Source organism: Oceanobacillus polygoni (assembly GCF_008304605.1).
Taxonomy (GTDB): domain Bacteria; phylum Bacillota; class Bacilli; order Bacillales; family Amphibacillaceae; genus Oceanobacillus; species Oceanobacillus polygoni.
In genome coordinates this window covers 37882-57135 of the sequence record NZ_PIJY01000003.1, presented here as the reverse complement: position 1 = coordinate 57135, position 19254 = coordinate 37882, and the positions used below count along the sequence as shown (strand labels likewise).

25 protein-coding genes are annotated in these 19254 nt (G+C 31.6%); 20 read left to right on the top strand and 5 right to left on the bottom strand.

Translation table 11 applies throughout. The annotated features are described in order from the left end of the window. Positions 1 to 47: 47 nt before the first annotated feature. The 5 genes from F1560_RS01430 to F1560_RS01410 form a co-directional block, all read right to left on the bottom strand. Positions 48 to 1355 (bottom strand): acyl-CoA thioesterase/bile acid-CoA:amino acid N-acyltransferase family protein, encoded by a 1308-nt coding sequence (locus F1560_RS01430; protein WP_149472887.1) that lies wholly within the window; start codon positions 1353 to 1355, stop codon positions 48 to 50. Between the two features lie 146 nt (positions 1356 to 1501). Beyond that, on the bottom strand, positions 1502 to 2398 hold the full coding sequence (locus F1560_RS01425; RefSeq protein WP_149472886.1) for a DUF2268 domain-containing putative Zn-dependent protease: 897 nt from the start codon (positions 2396 to 2398) through the stop codon (positions 1502 to 1504). Between the two features lie 13 nt (positions 2399 to 2411). After that, positions 2412 to 3158: a MerR family transcriptional regulator gene (locus F1560_RS01420; RefSeq protein WP_149472885.1), complete on the bottom strand. Its 747-nt coding sequence runs from the start codon at positions 3156 to 3158 to the stop codon at positions 2412 to 2414. A gap of 369 nt (positions 3159 to 3527) precedes the next feature. Further along, positions 3528 to 4019 (bottom strand): ImmA/IrrE family metallo-endopeptidase, encoded by a 492-nt coding sequence (locus F1560_RS01415; RefSeq protein WP_149472884.1) that lies wholly within the window; start codon positions 4017 to 4019, stop codon positions 3528 to 3530. Positions 4020 to 4084: 65 nt separating this feature from the next. Beyond that, entirely contained in the window at positions 4085 to 4429 is a 345-nt protein-coding gene (locus tag F1560_RS01410; RefSeq protein ID WP_149472883.1) for a helix-turn-helix domain-containing protein, read from the bottom strand. Positions 4430 to 4643: 214 nt separating this feature from the next. On the opposite strand from F1560_RS01410, the gene F1560_RS01405 reads away from it, so the two are divergent. The 20 genes from F1560_RS01405 to F1560_RS01310 all read left to right on the top strand — a co-directional run bounded on the left by F1560_RS01405 (position 4644) and on the right by F1560_RS01310 (position 19235). Next, positions 4644 to 4883 carry a helix-turn-helix transcriptional regulator gene (locus tag F1560_RS01405; protein ID WP_149472882.1) on the top strand — a complete coding sequence of 80 codons (240 nt, stop codon included), beginning with the start codon at positions 4644 to 4646 and terminating at the stop codon, positions 4881 to 4883. A 28-nt stretch (positions 4884 to 4911) separates the two neighbouring features. Then, positions 4912 to 5163: a hypothetical protein gene (locus F1560_RS01400; RefSeq protein WP_149472881.1), complete on the top strand. Its 252-nt coding sequence runs from the start codon at positions 4912 to 4914 to the stop codon at positions 5161 to 5163. Positions 5164 to 5701: 538 nt separating this feature from the next. Beyond that, entirely contained in the window at positions 5702 to 6268 is a 567-nt protein-coding gene (locus F1560_RS01395) for a hypothetical protein (RefSeq protein WP_149472880.1), read from the top strand. 39 nt (positions 6269 to 6307) lie between these two features. Further along, positions 6308 to 6724, top strand: coding sequence for a hypothetical protein (locus tag F1560_RS01390; protein WP_149472879.1), 417 nt, complete (start codon positions 6308 to 6310; stop codon positions 6722 to 6724). Positions 6725 to 6779: 55 nt separating this feature from the next. Beyond that, positions 6780 to 7007 (top strand): hypothetical protein, encoded by a 228-nt coding sequence (locus F1560_RS01385; protein WP_149472878.1) that lies wholly within the window; start codon positions 6780 to 6782, stop codon positions 7005 to 7007. A gap of 88 nt (positions 7008 to 7095) precedes the next feature. After that, entirely contained in the window at positions 7096 to 8466 is a 1371-nt protein-coding gene (locus F1560_RS01380; protein ID WP_246811894.1) for an FtsK/SpoIIIE domain-containing protein, read from the top strand. A gap of 94 nt (positions 8467 to 8560) precedes the next feature. Continuing rightward, complete coding sequence (locus tag F1560_RS01375) at positions 8561 to 9775, top strand: replication initiation factor domain-containing protein (protein WP_149472877.1); 1215 nt, start codon at positions 8561 to 8563, stop codon at positions 9773 to 9775. Positions 9776 to 10194: 419 nt separating this feature from the next. After that, positions 10195 to 10440: a hypothetical protein gene (locus F1560_RS01370; RefSeq protein ID WP_149472876.1), complete on the top strand. Its 246-nt coding sequence runs from the start codon at positions 10195 to 10197 to the stop codon at positions 10438 to 10440. A gap of 37 nt (positions 10441 to 10477) precedes the next feature. Then, positions 10478 to 10768: a hypothetical protein gene (locus F1560_RS01365; RefSeq protein ID WP_149472875.1), complete on the top strand. Its 291-nt coding sequence runs from the start codon at positions 10478 to 10480 to the stop codon at positions 10766 to 10768. Between the two features lie 31 nt (positions 10769 to 10799). Then, complete coding sequence (locus F1560_RS01360; protein ID WP_149472874.1) at positions 10800 to 11114, top strand: hypothetical protein; 315 nt, start codon at positions 10800 to 10802, stop codon at positions 11112 to 11114. Next, positions 11111 to 12142: a conjugal transfer protein gene (locus tag F1560_RS01355; protein WP_149472873.1), complete on the top strand. Its 1032-nt coding sequence runs from the start codon at positions 11111 to 11113 to the stop codon at positions 12140 to 12142. The genes F1560_RS01360 and F1560_RS01355 overlap by 4 nt, the downstream gene beginning before the upstream one ends. A 13-nt stretch (positions 12143 to 12155) precedes the next feature. Further along, the gene (locus F1560_RS01350; RefSeq protein WP_149472872.1) at positions 12156 to 12407 is read left to right on the top strand and encodes a hypothetical protein; all 252 of its coding nucleotides are present in this window, start codon (positions 12156 to 12158) and stop codon (positions 12405 to 12407) included. Positions 12408 to 12418: 11 nt separating this feature from the next. Continuing rightward, complete coding sequence (locus F1560_RS01345) at positions 12419 to 12964, top strand: conjugal transfer protein (protein ID WP_149472871.1); 546 nt, start codon at positions 12419 to 12421, stop codon at positions 12962 to 12964. Continuing rightward, complete coding sequence (locus F1560_RS01340) at positions 12915 to 15347, top strand: ATP-binding protein (RefSeq protein WP_281292617.1); 2433 nt, start codon at positions 12915 to 12917, stop codon at positions 15345 to 15347. Before F1560_RS01345 ends, F1560_RS01340 begins: the two co-directional genes overlap by 50 nt. Positions 15348 to 15364: 17 nt before the next feature. Next, on the top strand, positions 15365 to 15601 hold the full coding sequence (locus F1560_RS01335; RefSeq protein ID WP_149472870.1) for a hypothetical protein: 237 nt from the start codon (positions 15365 to 15367) through the stop codon (positions 15599 to 15601). 50 nt (positions 15602 to 15651) lie between these two features. Continuing rightward, on the top strand, positions 15652 to 15909 hold the full coding sequence (locus F1560_RS01330) for a hypothetical protein (RefSeq protein ID WP_149472869.1): 258 nt from the start codon (positions 15652 to 15654) through the stop codon (positions 15907 to 15909). Positions 15910 to 15973: 64 nt separating this feature from the next. Continuing rightward, the gene (locus F1560_RS01325; RefSeq protein WP_149472868.1) at positions 15974 to 16237 is read left to right on the top strand and encodes a hypothetical protein; all 264 of its coding nucleotides are present in this window, start codon (positions 15974 to 15976) and stop codon (positions 16235 to 16237) included. Positions 16238 to 16263: 26 nt separating this feature from the next. Further along, the gene (locus tag F1560_RS01320; protein WP_149472867.1) at positions 16264 to 16545 is read left to right on the top strand and encodes a hypothetical protein; all 282 of its coding nucleotides are present in this window, start codon (positions 16264 to 16266) and stop codon (positions 16543 to 16545) included. Positions 16546 to 16612: 67 nt separating this feature from the next. After that, entirely contained in the window at positions 16613 to 16849 is a 237-nt protein-coding gene (locus tag F1560_RS01315) for a hypothetical protein (RefSeq protein WP_149472866.1), read from the top strand. After that, on the top strand, positions 16839 to 19235 hold the full coding sequence (locus F1560_RS01310; RefSeq protein ID WP_149472865.1) for a CD3337/EF1877 family mobilome membrane protein: 2397 nt from the start codon (positions 16839 to 16841) through the stop codon (positions 19233 to 19235). The genes F1560_RS01315 and F1560_RS01310 overlap by 11 nt, the downstream gene beginning before the upstream one ends. The last annotated feature ends 19 nt before the right edge of the window (positions 19236 to 19254 follow it).

Here is a 19254-nt window from a genome sequence, read left to right as displayed (position 1 = left end):
ATATGATATTTATAATAAAAATAAGCGTGGTACCCGAGGTACCACGCTTATTTTCTTACTGGGGTTTTGTCCCAGCCTCTTTCCTGTTCACCTAAATATTCTTTAAAAAACTCCTTTGCTTTTCTCCAAGCGTCAGCATGAGCAACCGCATTGTCATGAGAGTTTCCACCAAGTAGCATTGTGGAATTCGAAGCAAAAGAAATCTTATCTGAATGGGTTGTTGGCATGCCAGGAGCAATAAAATAATGCCCCGCACTGGGATAGATTTTATGTTCAAAATAAAAGGGATGATTGTTTCGCTTTAAACGCTCTATTACTCTATCAGACATTATATCTGATGGCCACAATTTATCATCACCACCCGAAATCAAAAGAACAGGACCATTTATGTTTTCTACTGAAATTTCGGCATTCGTTTGTCCTTCCGCCAAATGCAGATACCAATCCCGAAAGATTAAAGGTTTTCCTGTTTGTATACAATTTCCTAAAGAAGCCCCAACCTTTTCAGGTATTTTCCCTTTTGCATAGGGAATTTCCTCTCCTTTATAATTCCAAGAGGAAGAACTTCCATTTTTTTGACTAATACCAGGATAGACAACCGAACTTGGTACATACCCCACCACTGCTTTAATTGCTGGAAACATGGAAGCTGACAATAGTGCTAGCTCTCCACCCTTTGATGTTCCCATCATACCAAGTTTATTAGAATCTACATTCGGTTGACTACTTAGCCAATTTATAGCTTTTTCAATATTATCAATTGGAATATTAACCAACTCATCTGGTAAATCTTCCACACCAAAGTAAGCTAAAGCTAGCGTGTTAAACCCATAGGAAGCTAAAAGTGCCGCCTGTTCCTCATATAACCCACCCTCAGACCCTCCAAGGATAATGATGGTTGGAAGAGGTTCCTCTTCGGGATGGAAAAAAGATGTTGCAACTAACCCTTGTTCATGAATAGGGATTCTTTTAATTTCGGGTAAAACAAAATGACGTTTCAAAGAGATTACATCTAATACTTCTTTTTGTCTTATCAATACTAATTTGGTTTCCAAGGGTTTTAATGATGTTTGCTTGTTTGATTTTATATTGGAGACAGGCAACATAGACCAAAAAAGACCTGTTTCATCGACTTCAGTATAAGTTCCTGACATTGGTTTTGCAGTCCTTAAATCAATTTTTCCGTTAGAATCAGCTTTAAATATAGCGTGGGATTCCCATTCTGTTCCTAAGTTATCCCGCATTTCGGCTTTAAGCGTTACAACATCATCTGGAGAGAGACCAGTAATCAAAATTTTCATCCAAGAATCAATCAAAATGCTACTAGATGAAAAATGAATTTTTGGTAGTTCCATTATCTCACTCCTCTTTACACTATATTTTATAATAATGATATGAAAATTACTCGTTCTATACTATTTTTGAGTAAAAGTAGATTGTTTTGTTTCAATTAATTCATATGGTAAAACATTTATTTTTAGTCTGGGTTGTTCATCCGTTTTTATTTAGTAAACAATCCACAATTATTAATTATTTCATCTGTTCCTAATAGGGTTGCTTCTGCAATTCCTATGTTATTTTCTTTCATAAAAGACTGTACAACTTGGAATCCTACAGCATAACCAGCAAATGGTGATAGCCCCACAGGTTGGTATCCTTGTTCCACTGAAATTTTATCTCCAAACATGTAGCTACTAACTTCCGCAAACCCCTTAACATCTAATGCGTCTTTTATTACTTCGGTAGAATACTCTAAGTCTTCTTTATCAAAAGAGGTCACCCAAGGTCCTAAAAGCTCTGCGCCATACATTTCTTTTGCAAATGATTCCGCCAAGCCTTCTATGATTAAATAATCACCAACAGTTACATTGCCATGATCCCAATCAAAGTAAGAAAAACGGATGTTATGGTTAAGTTCATGGGCAATGACAGCAGGAATTTTAGGAATATTATAGGAATCGGGATAAATAGACACTTGAATAAATCCAGGAATTCCGCCAAATCCACAATAACCTTTTTGTAATTCTAGTTTCTTCGGGTCAGCTATATACATTCCAAATCTTAATTCATCCGCATTTATATTTAAATTATTTTTTTCAATAAAATGAATGCAATCGTTCAACGCATTACGTGCTGTTTCAAGGGCTTTAATTTCTTTTAGATTTTCTAATGCTTTTCTTCCAGTATTGGTTTCCGATACATGAAGGTATCCAAGCATATTTGTTGCCATTATGACATCATAACCATTGGGTTCTTTTGCCTTTAATGGAACATTAATCGTGTTCCACATCTTTTCAAAAGGTTTCATCATGGAGTATCGGAAATAATTTTCTCTATCTTCGTCCATAGAGAATAACTGTTCATATTGTTCAATTGTGTTTTCTATAATTAATTTCATTGTTACCACCTTTTTATTTTTGATTATCTACAAATACTTTCATTGCTTCACTCATCAATCTCGTTAAACCTGCACCATACTGTTCAATGTTTTTTGTAAATCGTTCATCTTCCATGTAAAGCAGACCTAATCCATAGAATTCATCAAGAGAGTAGTTCTTAAAATTTTCGTTTAAAAAATCATACCATTCTTTTATGATAGCTTGTACATCTTGAGATTCGGCTGAATAGTCACGAAAGAGGGCAAGCTTATTGAAAATTGTCTCCCATCTTTTCGATAAACTTTTTTGCTCTTCCTTTGACATGCTTTTTATTTTTGCATTTAAATGCTCAACAGATTGATTTCCCCAACGTATACGTGCTTCTTGTTCATATGCTTTATGACTAAAGTTAATGCCTTCAAATTTTTCTTCATTTGTCATCTCTATTTCACCTAGCATATGTTTAATTGTTTTATCGATAGTTTTAATCATTTTATCAATATTATTTCGTTTCTCTATTAACATTTTCCGTTGGAGAAGCAATGCTTCCCGTTGATTAAATGAAGGGCTATATATAATCTTTTTTATTTCCTTTAGGGGAAAACCAAGTTCTTTAAAGAATAAAATTTGTTGTAACGTTTTAAGGTTTTCTTCCGAGTATAATCGATAGCCAGCACTGGTAGTTTCTTTTGGAGACAACAATCCAATCTGGTCATAGTGACGCAGTGTACGCGTACTAACACCGATTAAATCAGCCACTTCTCTTACTCTCTTTACCACCTTTTAGCACCTCCTTCATTTGGAACTATAAGGTATTACGCAACGTTAATGTCAATAGAAAAGTAAAAATACTATTTGTAGAAATATATTTATTACTCAAGCCAGTAAAAAATTTTTATTAGAGGAACCTAACATGCAAATTATGATAATAAACTTGTTTGAAAAAATTTTTCATGAAGATAGATACAGGATGGTAAAAAGAAATATCTTGGGTTATACAATAATAGTGCTTTGTCGGAAGATTTTTTAATTTGCTATTTAGCAATTACTTCCTTCCTAAGTAATGGTGATGATGTTTTTGAGAGTACAAAGGAATCCAGCCAATTGACAATATTATTACAATTAATTAAACTCGTAATCCTTTAATTCCTATTTATAAAACCAATATGTAGTTTTTGAATTAGATTGAATCAATTGATTTCTATAATGATTCAGTCTTTTTTTTGCAATTTCATCAGTAACGTTGAACTTATTTTTAATTATATAAATACCTTCATTAATGGTACTTATTTTATATTTTTGCAACATAAAAGTGGGAACACAAAAATGCAGTGCAAAATTATTAGCTTTCCATTCTTGATATTCTAAAAAAAGAGTGTTTATGTTTATTATTTGATTACCATATTGTAAAAGGATGTGACAGAGTTCATGTCCAAAGTCTTCCCATTGGATTTCTGGAGGTAATCGGGAATCAATAATAATTTCTCCGTTGTAAGTTCTACTATGAATAGGCAAAAAGTGTATAGGGATATTTAATGATTTGGCTATTTCTCTCATATCTAATTGGCTAGGATTATGAATGTTTAACTGATTATAAAATTTTTTTATTGCGTCCTCTAATAGTGTTGATTGATATTTCATAATTAATCACCTCTTAGAAACATTTGTTCGATTGAATGGTATAAAAAAAGCCCTAAATATAGAGCCTATTTTTTTTTGTCTCTTTCTTGAATGAATTCCCAAAAACGAATTAATTCTTCTATTTTTTCTTCTGGAGCACCCTGTAAATCTTTAAAAAATATTTGTGTTTTAGGGTCTAGAAATTCTTTCCACATTTCATCTGGTGAATTGCTAAATTCGTTTCCAGTGATTAAAAAATCCAATGATACATTAAAGTAATTAGCAATTTTTTTTAGTGTTTCGTAATCAGGCTGTCTTTTATTTATTTCATAATGAGCATATGTTCCTCTTGATATATCTAATTTTTTTGATAGTTCTTCTTGAGATAGATTATGTTGCTTTCTTAGCTTTTTTAGTCTATCGCCTAACATTTTAAATAACCTCATTTCTATAACGGTATACAATTGTAATCCGTTCTTATGTGATTATTATACCCGTAATTTTTGGTAGCATAAAGCTACATAAAAAAAGAATAAAAAATGTATCAAAAAAGTACAAAAAACTATTGACTGTAGCAAATCGCTACTATATACTTGTAATTAACAAGTAGCAAAACGCTACAAAAAAAGCAGGTGATTTAATGATATGAAAAAAAGAGAATGGTTGTTTGATAAAAGAACTGAAAAAGAATTAACACATGCAGAATTAGCAAAGTTATCTGATATAAAAAGACCTTACTATACTCAAATTGAGTTAGGTTCAAGAAGTCCAAGTGTTAAAGTTGCTAAAAGAATTGCTGATGTAATTGAAACTGATTGGAGACTTTTTTTTGAAGATAATTGTAGCAAAAAAGAACAAAAAGATAAATATTTATTGAATAAATAAATTATAGTACTTTGAGGGGGGAATACAAATGGATTTTAAGGAAATGCAATCTTCAATGAAAAAAGCTGTTTCTTTAGCAAAGGAAATGGAAGGTGATTGGCAAGCTAGGATGAAATTAGCTTTTAGATCAATACAGGTAGAACATTACATGCAACAACCTATTTCAAAAGAAATAGTTGAAAAATTATTATTGCATGGTGTTTCTTATAGAAGAATATCTAAGAACTTTGATATTTCAAGGAAGGGAATCAATTCAATAATGGCATTTGATAACGAATGAAAAGTGTGAATTTATACCACTTGAAGAATTGGTTTGAAAATGCGTAAAGGGGAATGGCACATTGAAAACTACATATAGAAAGAAAGCGCATATGATAATTTATCATACACGCAATCAATAAAACCTAGACACTTTTATTGTAACGTTTATTGATGGATTTGTCATTAGTCGTAATCTAAGTGATGACAGCTAACACTTTTAAAACAAGCTGTAGCAGTCCATAGCGAGGGTGCTAATGATTGTAAAAACAATCTACTATATGTCGCCATAACCTTATAAAGTGAGCGACTGATAAGCGCCGTAATGGTTCTTATTATTGTTTGAACCTAGCGAATTATTATTATTTTTTTATAGAAAGGATGATTTTATGTTAGATAAAAAAATTGCTTATTATTTGAAAAAAGTTGCTGAATATACATCAATACATCCTAGTAAGAAAAGAAAATCTAATCGGCATGAAAGATTACTTTTATATAAAAAAATATTGCATGAAAAAATAAAGGAGATGAAAACATTTTATTGAAAGGCAGGTGAATAAATGAAGCTGAATGATTTATTGAAAAGAAATAAAGTAGTAGCTTTTGGATTCCCGGCGGTAAAAGATTTAATACGGTATGATAATAAAGATTCGGAAAATACAGTTATTATTTCTGCTCTTTCACCTAGTCAATTGGTTGAACATGGAATCAATGAATATTATGGCTTGGAATTGCCTAGAGATACAGTTTTTGAAACAGGATTGGATATTATTAAATCAAATATAAATGTATATAAGTATTGTTTGACTGCGTTGGAAATTTATCCTTTAGATAATAGAAATGATTTCATCATTGTAAGTCGTCATAAAGGAACTATTCAAATTTTGAAAGAAGAATTTCCATTTTTGAAGGATGTTCCTATATTTGAGCGTGTAGAATCAAGTGATATTAAAGGCAAGCATGTATTTGGAACTTTGCCACATCACATGATAGCCGATTGTGATTTATATACCTCTGTTAGTATTAAAGGGTTTGATTACAATAAGGATGGTGATTTGAACGGTAGCGAATTAAAAGAACGTATTCAGATTGCAGAGTATCCAATTATGCTAGAAAAATTAAATTAAATTTATATAAATTATTAAAAATTAAAGGAGAGATTTTGAATGGAAATTAAATTATCAGAACAACAAGCAAAAGAAATTTTAGGTGAAATCAGATTAGTGAATACGAAAGAAAGAATTGATAGAGATACGGGAGAATTGTTGCAAACGGTTTATAATATTGGTTCGCCGAATTTAGAGGGTGGTACATTTGCTGTTAGACTTGAAGGAAATAAACCTTGTAATATAAAGCCGTTTGGATTAGTTAAATTAGTTAACCCTACGTATGCCCCTAGAGCAGAAGGTGGTACATTGCCAAACGGTCAAACATGGACTAGAATTGCAGAAAATTTTAATGCTGATGATGTTTTACCGTTGGATGATTCACAAAAAATCGCAGATGAAAATGGTGAAGCAATTGATCAAAAGAAAAATGAACCTAATAAAGAACCAGTAGGTGCAGGTGGTAGTAAAAAATAATAATGCGGCTAAACCTGTTCCTAGCAAAATTTTTCACTAATGTATAAAGGGGAGGATGGCAATTGATGAAGAAAATGAACTTTTGTTAGAACAAAAATTAAATCAAAAGTTATATTTTGTTGAGATGGAGCAGGCATTAGTTGAAGTTACGTATTGTTTAAAAACTTATGATTATACAATTGAGCAAGCTATTCCACGATTAATAAAAATAATTGATATGCTGGAAGTTGAACAAAAAGTGATTATGAATGAGATTTCTAAAATAATTAGAAACTCTGGTTAAATCAGAATCGATATAGTAATAGTGTGCTGGTTATTGATTAATTGGCACACTATTTTTTATGCCTTAACATGTAAATAAGGGTGTGATAGTGATTGAATTTTTAAAGAAAAGATTGTGGAAATATAGAGGAATAAGAATAACTGCTGGTATGCAACATGGAGTATTAAAGGCAGGATTAACAGTTTTTCTACCAGTTTTTCTTATTTCTCTTTATTTTTGTTATAAAAATGGTATTAATAATTACTCTGGATGGGCTAATTGGGATTACTTGAAAGATTTAGCGAATTGGAATTGGCTATATATAGGTAAAGGGATATTAATATCTTTTGTTATTGGTGCTGTAACAGTTGGATTAGTATATTTCTGTTTCTTTGAAACTTATAAAAGGATATGGCATAGGCAGAAAATAGCCAGAATGTTTATAAGTAACCGATTTATAGAAAAAGAAAGCTATTCAACGGAATCGACTTGGGGATTGTCTGATAAAAAGGTTACAAAAAGTAGAGTAACTTATTTCCCGAAAGCATATTATAAAATTAAAAAAGGCTATATTGAATTGCGTATTGCTATGGATATGAGCCGATTTCAAGATAGATTTTTACAGTTGGGTGACCAATTAGAAAATGGCTTATATTGTACATTAGTAGATAAAGAATTAGAAGAAAATTTTGTTTGTTATAAGTTGATGTATGATGTACAAAAAAATCGTATTCCTATTAGTGATGTAATTGTTCAAAATGGTGCTATGAAGCTAATGAAACATATTAATTGGAAATTTGATGAACTTCCTCATATGTTGATAGCTGGCGGTACTGGTGGAGGTAAAACGTATTTTATTTTAACAATGATTCAAGCATTGTTAAAGTCGGGTGCAGATTTAAAAATATTAGACCCGAAAAATGCTGATTTAGCTGATTTGGAAACAGTAATGCCAGAAAAAACGGTTTTTAGTATGAAAAATGGTATTAAAATGACTTTGAAAAAAGCTAGAGAAGAAATGCACGAACGCTCTGAAAAAATGAAGGAAATGCCTAATTATAAAACAGGTGGGAATTATGCCAGCGTAGGAATGAAGCCTTTGTTTGTCATTTTTGATGAATACGTGGCTTTCATGGAAATGTTAGACCATAGAGAAAAACAGGAAGTCTTGGAGGATATGAAACAACTAACTATGTTAGGAAGGCAAGCTGGTGTATTCCTTATTTTGGCAAACCAACGCCCAGACGCAAAATATTTGGCAGATGGTATTAGAGATCAATTTAATTTTAGGGTTGCTTTAGGGCGTAATAGCGAAACAGGGTATGGAATGATGTTTGGTGATGTGGATAATACATTTATCAATAAGCGTATAAAAGGTCGTGGTTATGCGGATTATGGTGCTTCTGTCATTACAGAATTTTATACACCTTTAGTACCAAAAGGTTATGACTTTTTAGAAGAAATAAAGAAAGCTGTTTAACAACGCCGATAATGGAGGGTGCGCCAGCGACGACAGTCGCTAGCGACAGCGCAAAGCACCCGTAATGATAGGCGTGGAGGAAGGAGCGTAGCGGATGACGACAAAGGAATTTGTTACTACCCCCGACACTAATAGGGGGGTAGTAACTGAAAGAGCCGATATATTGGATGTAGTAAATGAAGATGAACTCGCTGTCTGTATTGATTGGGTGCAACTTACAATCAAATACAGAACGATAGAAAGTATCTGTGAAGATTTGTTAGGTATTCCAATGGAACTTATGAGAGAGGACTTCGGAACAGGTATAAGAGGATATAGTGCATTACTACGTTTTGATGATATTCGTATTCTTTACAGGGAAAATAAAGATGGTGAAAAAGATTATCAAATACTTTTAGCTGGTAAGGCTTGTCGGCAATTTGAAATGTTTTTAGATGCAAATAATAGAACATGGCATGACTTTTTTAAACTTTGTTTGGATTATGTAGATAATGTTCCCAGAATAGACCTTGCAATTGATGACCGTAAGGTCTATTTTTCTATTGATGAACTTCTTACGAAAGCAAGAAATGGTGAATGTGTAAGTAGATTACGTCTAGGAAAGGAACATGGAGGGTTTAGCTTAGGTGATGGCACAACAAGAGGTCAAACAATTACTTTTGGTTCAAGGGAGAGTAACACCTGGATGTGTTTCTATGAAAAGAACTATGAACGTGCTGAAAAGCTTGGCTTGACAGATGAAGAAATGGAAAAGCAATGGAACCGTTATGAAATCCGTTTTAGGCAGGAACATGCTGTAGAGGTAATGAAAAGACTTGTTAACAGTAATAGTGTTAGTGATGTAGCTTTAGGTGCAATAAGTAACTACTTACGATTTGCTAATAAGAGTGAAACGAATAAATCAAAGTCTTATTGGGAAACTTGGAAGCCTTGGGCTGAATTTGTAGAAGGGGTAAAAGCGATAAGGTTATATGTTGCTCCAAAAGCTAAAACATATGACGATTTATTAATTTGGGTAAAAGTTTATCTGTCTCCTACACTAAAAGTATTAAAAGAAGTGGATGAACGTATGGGGACTGATAACTTAAATCAACTGATAGATGAAGCTAAATTGGATAAAAAGCATTTGTTTATGATTGAAAACTTTGAGAACCAATGCAAAGCCTTTTCCAAAGAGGAAATGGCTTCTTTTTATAGTAATTTGTTAGGAAATGAAGATGATAAGGAAATTATTCAAAATATGGAAAGGAGGGCAAAGAGGGCTAGCGAAAGACCAATTGAATTACATCCTAGTAATTGGAGTAGATAGGCTTCTTTTGTGTAAGGTTATTTGACTTTCCACACTTTTGGGGCAGTGATATTGCGCTAGTCGTGTGGGGGCTAAACCCCACGATCTTAACGTCACTATATTAAATTAGATTATTATATTTTTGTACGATAGCACTTAACGTTTTTGGCGGTAAAATAGCTAGTGTCAAGTCAAGTAAAAAAATGATTCTTTTGGGTATAGTTGACTTGGCAACTATAAAAGACCGCCAAAAAATCGGAAAGCAAGGGGGAAAGGGTGGAGATTTTTTGAGTGGTTTTCTCAAAAAATACTACCTGTACCTTGCTTGTAGATTAGTGCTTAGGAAAGGAGTTAGCCTATGAGTTTTATTAAAAATTATAAGGATACTATGGATAAATTTTTGAGTAGATGAAACTACTCTTTTTTTATGGGGTGGAATAATGTTCAAAAAAATATTAAAACATTTTTTGTCTATTGGAACATTAATGTTCTTTTGTGGAGGGTTGGTGTTAATTGGTGTTATTTTTCTTTTTGCAGGTTTGCCAAAAGTAGCGAATGTTTTTGGCTTAATTTCAATGTTCTATTTGTTTATTTCTTTGCCAGCCATTGTTATAAAATACAGCATTGATATTATGAAAGATTTAATACGCCTATGTAAAAAATGGAAGGAATGGAGAGAACAATAATTGTTCTATTAATCTTCTTTGAAGGGAGGGGGATGAAATGGTTCCACTTGTCATGAATCATGGTGAATTTATGGAAGCATTGGAAGAAAAACAGTTAGTAAATGAAAAATATACAATTTTGGAAAAGTTACAGGAGGAAATATATGGTGTTGATAATTCTATATATCAAGAATTAAGTTTCTATCATCATGCTGTAAATGAAGATGGCGATTATAAATCATATCATTTTTATTTTGCTGTAATTCCAGAGAAACAAAATAAAGTAACTGGTAATCCTAAAAATGCTATTTTAGGTTTGGAATTTCGATTCTTGGTAGCCGTATTGTAAGCTAATTTTGAAAGGGGAGGTTGTGGCTGTTGTGCAACAAATGGAATCACTGACTAATCGTTTTAAGGATTTAGGTTTTTCGGCTGATATTCCTAGAAACAGAGAAGGGGAGAAACATTATTTTTATCTTGCATTTGTGAAGGATTTATCTGTAAATACTTCGCTTGTTGTGGAAGGCTATAGAAAAAAAGGATATTCAACGTATCGCTTTAGTTTTTATAAGTCCACGTATATTGAAAATGGGAAAAAGATAAATGAAAAAGTTTATTTGGAAAATGCGTCACCAATACAAGTTTTGAATAAGGTAACATCTTTTATAAACTATTTGGAAAGGAGTTCAAAATGAGCATTAAGGAAAAATTGAAACAAAATAAAGCTGTTGGGAAGCTAAAACAAATAAAAAAGCCGGAAAAATCAAAGGGAGTCCGCAAAGATACATCAAAGCGTACTGCCTTTTTAGTTTGGTCTTTAATATTAGGAATGTTGTTTATTGCTTTCTTGTCTATTTTGTTATCTGTAAATACTCGTTCAACTTTAAATGAAACAAATAGATTAGTACAGGCGAATGAAAATGAAAAAGGAGAAGAAGAATTTTCTCATGAATCAGCCAATGAATTTTTATCAAATTTTATTAGAGAGTATATTAATGTCTCTAATGATAGTGAAGCATTACAAGAAAGAGCCAACAAATTAAAAGAATATATGGCTTTTAATGAAAGTTTTAACAATGATGATAATGCCTTGTATAACTTAGAGGGGGTGAATGGCACACGATCGTTGGAATCCTTTAGTCTTTTTAATGTAGAAGATGAAGGAAATACAAGCCTTTATCAATATAAGGTTACATTTAAAAATACACTTGAAACAGAAGTTGAAAAAGAGGTGGGAAAAGGAAAGAAAAAAGAGACTGTGACAGAAATTGAAAAAGAAGAAGAAACAAAAACACTACTCTTAAATTTATCTATTATTCATGAAAATGGTTTATTTAGTGTTTCAGCAGTACCTTACTTTACAGAAGTACCGTCACTAGCTGGTACGATTGAATATGAACCAGAGACAGTTCAATTAGAAGAATACAATGGAAGCGAAAAAGAGAATATCGAGCAATTTCTAAATAACTTTTTTGAAAAATTTACTACGGAATCAGTAGATGAAATGGCTTATTTGATGGAAGAACCGCAAACAATGAACGGTTCTTTTTTATTTGAAGATATAAGAAATTTAGAGATTTATGTAGATGGAGAGAATTACAAAGTCTTAATGGGGGTGATGTTTAGAGACGAATTGACAAATATACAGCAGTTTAATCCTGTGGAAATGACTGTTTCAAAAAACGGAAACAATTTTTATGTTGAAAAATTTACTTACAATTAGGAGGAAATAAAGAATGAACTTTTTAAACAAACTATTAATAGCAAGTGCTGATTTACCGACACTTGATGGTGTGGAAAATTGGGGAATAGAAGTTGCCAAACAAGCAGTTGTAATTATTGTTGTTTTCCTTGTGGCGAAGTATTTTGCAAAACTTAGATTCGGGCAAATTATTATTTGCTGTGTACTAGGTGGAGTGGTTACTTTTGTAGTTGGAAATTGGGATTATGTTAGTCGCATGATTGAAGCCTTCATCAATACGTTTTAAAGAGGGATAATATGTCAGAAAATAAAAAAGAAAGTAGAGTAGTTTTTAATTATAGGAGAGCGTTGAGAGAACCAAAAAAAATTAGGCAGATAACAGATAACTATTATCTGCCTTTCACAATTGAATTAATTCCGGCTTTGAATTTTATTATCTTTTTGATAATAACTTTATTTCTGGGGTGGTTGATAAAACAATTTTATCCTTATGCTTTTTCAAATTCATGGTTTATTTTTTCTGTTGGTATTCCATTAGTATTAACATGGCTAGTTACAAAAATTAAGCCAGAAGGTAAAAATATTTATATCTTTATTTATGATTATGTAAAATATCTGTTTACTATAAAGATTCCTAAAAAGCAATATTGTGATGGTGAAGAGGTCAAATGGGCGAATCATAATAAAGTAGTATTTAAAGATTGTGTATGGGTGGTGAGTAAAAAAGATGGTGAAATTAAAACCAGCGATAAAGACAATAAAGGACAATTTGCTATTAACGAGAACGGGAGACGTGTTCGCGTATTATCGGATAAAGAGCGAATCAATTCCGATTCAGAATAAAAAAGTAGTAGCAAATTATAAAAGAAGTTGGAAAGGTTTTTTTGAGGAAGTAACAGGATTTGAGGATTTTCATTTAAAAATGTATCCGCAAGAATTTAGGCTGAAAGAGCGTTTTAATGATTTGAGTTTAGATGTATCAAAAGATAGTGAGAGCGTTGGTCTATATTATTTAGATGAAACAGCAAATATATTAACCTCTCGATTAGGTAATATGACAAAGAATGATTTTATAGTCGGTGTCAAGCTGAAAAATGCTTTTGTCAATGTGGATGAAGGTATTAAGGAGAATGCTTATTCAGTTTTCTCAAATGTAACTGATATGTTTGTTAATTTTTTGGGGTGGGAACAAAATGTTCCTACTTCTTTTTTTGATCAATTTACAGAAGTTGAAGATAATGTTTATAATTCGGTGCTTAGTGTAAATGGTTCAAGATTACAAGAAAATGAATTAATTTATGTTGCTCGTTACGACTTTATACGTGGTTTGAAACATAATGTGAAGGAAGAAGAAAGCAATATAAAGGCAGTAACGAATACAATTATTAATCCAGTAGAATCCTCTACTTTGAAATTAAGTAGTGAACAGGATGAAGGTTATTTAAGTTTTGTCGTTATTGATGAATACCCAGATAATATGGCGGAAAGTGATGTTTTTTATGAAGTTCAGTCTTTACCGTTTGAAGTTGGAGTAGATATAAAAATTCAAACAGAAGGAAAAGGGAAATCAAAAGTCAAAGTAAATTTAAAGGGTAAAGATTTAAGCGAATCAGCGAAAGAACAGGCGAAAACAGGTGATACTGTAGATGATTCAGTAGTGGATAGTCATTATTTGATGAAAAATTTACAGCAGGAAATCAAAAGTCATGATGTATCTGTAATGAATTGGCTTGCGACAATTGCTGTTACTGGAAGGAACAGAAAAGAATGTTTAGCAAGAGCGAAACAGGTTGTACGTTATTTTAAGCAGTTAAATATTGTTTGTCGTATTCCAACTGCTGACCAATTAAGTTTATTTTATCGAACTCTTTTAGGTGAAAAATTAGAATTAACGAATAGAAATTGGTTACAGTCTACTACACAAAATGGAGTTGCTGAAAGTTTAATTGGTGTAAATGCTGAAATTGGAAATAAAATTGGTTTCTTTATTGGCTGGGTAGACAGGTTTCATAAGCATAAAGATTTGGAAACAGCAAAATTATCAAGTCGTGACCCGATATTTTTTCATCCAATGCTGGCTAATCAAAATATAAGAGGAAGTAAATATCGTAGCCCGCATGTTTTGATAACTGGTGATACAGGAAGTGGAAAATCTTATCTTGCAAAATTATTATTTATTTATGTAACACTTCTACACATTAAAACACTTTATATTGACCCTAAAAAAGAGATAAGAAAATGGATAAATAAAGTAATTAATGATGGTGTCATTAGGCGTGATTATCCGTTATTTGTGGAGCATTTAGAGAAATTTAATTTTGTAACATTGGATTTTGAAGATAAAAATAATTGGGGTGCATTAGACCCTGTTGCTTTCCTTCCTTCTGGTCAAGCGAAAGAATTAATTCAAGATATATTTTCAGAGGTTTATAATTTTAAAGGTAAAGATAAAATTCATACTGTATTTTTACAAGCCATAACAAAAGTATTAGAAAGAAAACAAAAAGGTGAACAGGTTGGCTCTATGCACATTATAGATATTATGAGAGAAAACGAAGATACATCTGTTTCTGAAGCAGGTGATTTTTTGCATGAGGTTGTTTCTGATTCTATATTAAAGCTATGCGTGCATGATGGTTCTAATTCAGCATTATCATTAACAGATAGAATTAGCATTATTGAAATTGAAAATATTGATTTGCCCGAAGCTACTGCAAGCGTTGAAACTTATACAAATAGTCAGCGGAAATCAAATGCTATTATGTTAGCTTTGGGGAAATACTGTGAATTATTTGGTCGGAATAAAGATGAAAAAACCATAGAATTTATAGATGAAGCATGGGTTATCATTTCGTCACAACAAGGTAAAAAAGTCGAAAAACAAATGAAGCGTGTTGGTCGTAGTTATGATAATGCTTTATATTTTATTTCTCAAAGTACAAAAGACGGATTGAGAGAAAAGGATGATGAAACAGGGAACTTTGGAGTAGCTTTTGCATTTGATGAAGAAAACGAGAGAGAAGATATACTGAAATGGATGAATATGGAATCGACAGATGAAAATATAGAAATGTTGGACAATATGTTGCAAGGACAATGTTTGATGAAAGATGTGTTCGGTAGAACATCTAAAATTACGGTCGAATGCCTTTTTGAAGAATGGGAAGGTGCATTGGAGACAATTGATAAATCGGCTGTTGCTTATGCAGAAGAAAAATATCTGTAAAAGAAAGGAGAGGTTGAATGAGTGGTGTAGATAAATTTATATTAGCTTCAATTATCTTATTCATGAATTTAATGAGTTCCGTTATGTTATTGTTTGCTTTTGTATATTTTGGTGGTGATTATTTAGATTTATTAGAAGATGGGTTACTAACAGGTATTTATGTAATGATAGTTTGGTTTCTATTACTTTTCTTCCAGTATTACGTCACTGTTAGATTAGTAGATAATTCAAAAATATATAAAGAAAAAGAATGACTATCCATAACGGGTAGTCATTTTTTATATAAAAAAGGAGAGTGTAGAGAATGGAAACAATAATAGACGTGTATAACTGGGTAGAATTTGAAGAAAATTTGGTAGAACTGGATGTCTTTCATTTAAATGAGAAGGTGAGAATGGAAGCAATAGAAAAAGCAAATGCAGGGGGAAATGAAGATTTTAGTGTTACAGCATTTGATGAAAGAAAGGAAGATAAGTATTGGTTTCATTTTCGTCTTTTAGTATCAGAAGATGATGGAGAAAGAACGCTCCATTATATTAACTATTATGTAACAGATGAATAAATGAAAAGAAGATGGCTACTGTCAAAAGATAGTCACTTTTTTTATAAAGAAAGGAAATTAATAAATGAGCGAAATTGTAGATATTGTAAATTCGTATAAGTTAGATGAAGAATTAGTTGAATTGAAAATGTCGAATCAATATGACCCAATTTATACAGAAGCTGTTGATAAAGCAAATGAAATTTCAAGGTATGAAAAGGCTGATTTTTATATTACTTCTTATCTTAATGAAACAGAAAAAGTATGTCATTTTTATTTTTCTTTTCATTATTTTGATGATGATCCAGAAGATTTAACATTGAAATACACTGGATATACAGTAGATTAAATTTATTTATAAAAGGAGTGGGAGAGTTGAAACATATTGAATTAGCAAATATTCGTAATTTAGCAAAGTTAGAAGATGATTTGAATGCTTTAGGAAAAGGTAATGATTATTCGGCTGTAGAAGATGAAGCTGTTGAACTGGCACGTATTCCAGAAAATTTGGAATCTGGATTGATTAATGTACGAAAGGATTATGAAAAAGATTCTATTGTATGTATTTTTCATATCATAGAATTGGAAGGAAATGAGGATGAAGAAAATCAAGTGTTAATAGATTTATCTTATACTAATACAAATCATTATTCTTAAAAAAATTAGGTGTCTGCTGAAAAAATGCAGTCACCTTTTTATTTTGTCTGAAAGGTTGGTGGTAAAAATGTGTTTAGATTCTGTAACTGGAAATATACAGGATGTTAGAAAAATAGATGATAATTTTTTTATTGAAACATTTGTAAAAGGAATAAGATTTAATCTTATTATGTTAAAAAATTTAGAGGAATTGAAAAATGAAACTGAAAGAGATAGTGAACATTTTGGCTACTGTAAGGGTGGAGTTGAAACATGTGAGAGAATCCTAAAATTTATAGAGGATATGAATGCTAATGAAAAATAATAAAAGGTTGGTGATATTTCTTACTATTATTCTGTTATGTATGGGGTTATCCTCTACTGTTTATGCAGAGGAGGAAGAAGTAGATGAAAGCGGAAGATGGTCTGATTTATATAATGTTGAAGATACTACAAGTGCATTGGTGCTGGACTTTTTATTGGAAGCGTTTGGTGATAAAGAGTATAAACCATATCCACATATGACTGAACCAGCAGATGAAAAAGTTGGTGGGGTAACTTTAGAAATAGAAAGATATCCTGTTGAACGGTATATGGTGAACAATCAGGATGTTAACGGTACTTTTGGTGTTAGTTTACATGGGATTAATAATTTTCTGATGGGAATTAACCAAAAAATTGTTACAGCTACAGATTCAGCAATGGGGAATCTATTTCTTATGAACTTTGTTGATGATTTTGCAGATGATATAGAACGAATTACGGATGATATTTTTGATACACTGAAAGATTATTTTGCAGAATTGCTTTTTTCTTTCTTATGTGTATATCTAATTTTTTTATTTTTAGCGAAAGGGAATGCTAGAGAATCATTTAGGAAATTTGGTTTGTTTGTAATTGTGTTGGCTATTGCTGGTTATTGGTTATCAAATGCCAGTTTTCTTATGAAAAGTATGAATGCTTTATCTGGTGAAATGCAAGGACATTTAGTTGAAGCTGGAAATAGTATTATTGATATTCTGGAAGATAAGAGAAGTGGTGTTTATTCTGGGATTGACGATATAGAAGAAGATGAAAAACTGGAAGGTACTATCTCAGTTATTCGTAATGTGTATTTTGATTTAGCAATGAAAAGACCCTATCTTTTAATTAATTATGGTCAGACGGATGAAAATTTAATTAATGATAAGGATGATATAAAAGAAATAGGTTTTGGATTTCAAGAATTTTCAAGAACAGATAGAATGCTAGCTTTTAAATTAAGTGCAGATGGTTCAGCATATCGTATATCCCATGCAAATACAGAAGTAGCATATGGTAACGAAAATATGGCTTCTGGGTCAAGTTTTGCTCAATCGGGGTTAGTATTCTTAATGTTTATTATAGTAGTTGGGTTATCTATTCCAATGGTATTAATAAGTGTATTAAATTTTGGATTACAAATAATGGCTATAGTAATTGCTTTAGTTTTGCCTTTTGCTTTTATTATCAGTTTCTTACCACAATTTGTTATGAGTGGTCTAAAGGCTTTAGGAAAATTATTTACTACTTTCTTATTAAAAGCGTTGATAGGTATATTCTTATTTATTATTTACCTATTAACTTATACTATGTATGTTTTTGTTAATCCAGATGAAGAAGGTATGTATTTACTACATGCGTTCCTTTTAATTATATTGTTCTTTTGGATTATCTGGAAAAGAAATTCTATTATTAGTTTTGTTACAGCAGGTCGTGTGCAATCTGTAGACGGAAATATAATGGGTAATATGAATCAATATTATAGTAAACAATTTGATAAGGCTAAGGGGAGAATGCAAAGAAATAGAGTTTTAAAACGTTTTTCTCCAATGGCAAAAGAAAATTCAAATAATAAACAGGAACGAAAAAGTCAAAATCCTACCAATAAAAAGGAAGATAGGCAAAGTAATGTTGTTGTTGGTAATGAAAAAAATCGTAGTAGAACATCGCAAAAACGGAATGAAAATGATAAGGAAAGCGTGAATAATCCAACTCCATTAAAAACAGAAAATCCAACACGTAAACGTAGAAATCAAAGAAAGGAAGGAAAAGAGGATGAAAGCTCAAAGGAAAGTATGAAAGGTAAAGAAACTGGTCGTGGAACAGATAATGAAATAGAGCGTAATAAACAGGAAGATTCTTTTGAGGATAGAGAGATAGAGAATGTTTCAAAGGAAAATAGGGGGAATTGGGAAGTTAATCGTGGAACAGATAATGAAATAGAACGTAACAAACAGGAAGATTCTTTTGAGGATAGGGAGGTGGAGAATGTTTCAAAAGAAAATAGGAGCGATTGGGAAGCTAATCCTAGAACAGATAATGAAATAGAACGTAACAAACAAGAAAATTCTTCTGAGGATAGAGAGGTAGAAAATGTTTCAAAAGAAAATAGGAACGATCGGGAAGTTAATCATGGAACAGATTATGAGGTAACACGTGAAAAGCAAGAAAATATTAAAGACGATAGACAAGTAGAAGATGTAAAGAAAGAAAATCGTAATTACTCAAGAACTGGTTATGATACAGAACAGGAAGTACAACGTAATAGAAATACAGATTTTATGGATGATAGAAATGTTAATCAAATTAATCAAGAAAATAAAATTCATTTAGAAAGGGTGCAAAATGAAGAAAGAAATAGAAATGTATCTTCTGTAGAGGAACGGAAAAAAGAACGTGATGAAACATAAGGATTGCTAATTCAGCAGT

Bases quoted from the DNA above. Each gene is read 5' to 3' on its own strand.
- F1560_RS01330 (WP_149472869.1), top strand. From the start codon at position 15,652: ATGGAAACAATAATAGACGTGTATAACTGGGTAGAATTTGAAGAAAAT.
- F1560_RS01400 (WP_149472881.1), top strand. From the start codon at position 4,912: ATGGATTTTAAGGAAATGCAATCTTCAATGAAAAAAGCTGTTTCTTTA.
- F1560_RS01395 (WP_149472880.1), top strand. From the start codon at position 5,702: ATGAAGCTGAATGATTTATTGAAAAGAAATAAAGTAGTAGCTTTTGGA.
- F1560_RS01375 (WP_149472877.1), top strand. From the start codon at position 8,561: ATGACGACAAAGGAATTTGTTACTACCCCCGACACTAATAGGGGGGTA.
- F1560_RS01345 (WP_149472871.1), top strand. From the start codon at position 12,419: ATGTCAGAAAATAAAAAAGAAAGTAGAGTAGTTTTTAATTATAGGAGA.
- F1560_RS01385 (WP_149472878.1), top strand. From the start codon at position 6,780: ATGGCAATTGATGAAGAAAATGAACTTTTGTTAGAACAAAAATTAAAT.
- F1560_RS01415 (WP_149472884.1), bottom strand. From the start codon at position 4,019: ATGAAATATCAATCAACACTATTAGAGGACGCAATAAAAAAATTTTAT.
- F1560_RS01325 (WP_149472868.1), top strand. From the start codon at position 15,974: ATGAGCGAAATTGTAGATATTGTAAATTCGTATAAGTTAGATGAAGAA.
- F1560_RS01425 (WP_149472886.1), bottom strand. From the start codon at position 2,398: ATGAAATTAATTATAGAAAACACAATTGAACAATATGAACAGTTATTC.
- F1560_RS01405 (WP_149472882.1), top strand. From the start codon at position 4,644: ATGAAAAAAAGAGAATGGTTGTTTGATAAAAGAACTGAAAAAGAATTA.
- F1560_RS01350 (WP_149472872.1), top strand. From the start codon at position 12,156: ATGAACTTTTTAAACAAACTATTAATAGCAAGTGCTGATTTACCGACA.
- F1560_RS01310 (WP_149472865.1), top strand. From the start codon at position 16,839: ATGAAAAATAATAAAAGGTTGGTGATATTTCTTACTATTATTCTGTTA.
- F1560_RS01365 (WP_149472875.1), top strand. From the start codon at position 10,478: ATGGTTCCACTTGTCATGAATCATGGTGAATTTATGGAAGCATTGGAA.
- F1560_RS01315 (WP_149472866.1), top strand. From the start codon at position 16,613: ATGTGTTTAGATTCTGTAACTGGAAATATACAGGATGTTAGAAAAATA.
- F1560_RS01430 (WP_149472887.1), bottom strand. From the start codon at position 1,355: ATGGAACTACCAAAAATTCATTTTTCATCTAGTAGCATTTTGATTGAT.
- F1560_RS01410 (WP_149472883.1), bottom strand. From the start codon at position 4,429: ATGTTAGGCGATAGACTAAAAAAGCTAAGAAAGCAACATAATCTATCT.
- F1560_RS01355 (WP_149472873.1), top strand. From the start codon at position 11,111: ATGAGCATTAAGGAAAAATTGAAACAAAATAAAGCTGTTGGGAAGCTA.
- F1560_RS01370 (WP_149472876.1), top strand. From the start codon at position 10,195: ATGTTCAAAAAAATATTAAAACATTTTTTGTCTATTGGAACATTAATG.
- F1560_RS01390 (WP_149472879.1), top strand. From the start codon at position 6,308: ATGGAAATTAAATTATCAGAACAACAAGCAAAAGAAATTTTAGGTGAA.
- F1560_RS01335 (WP_149472870.1), top strand. From the start codon at position 15,365: ATGAGTGGTGTAGATAAATTTATATTAGCTTCAATTATCTTATTCATG.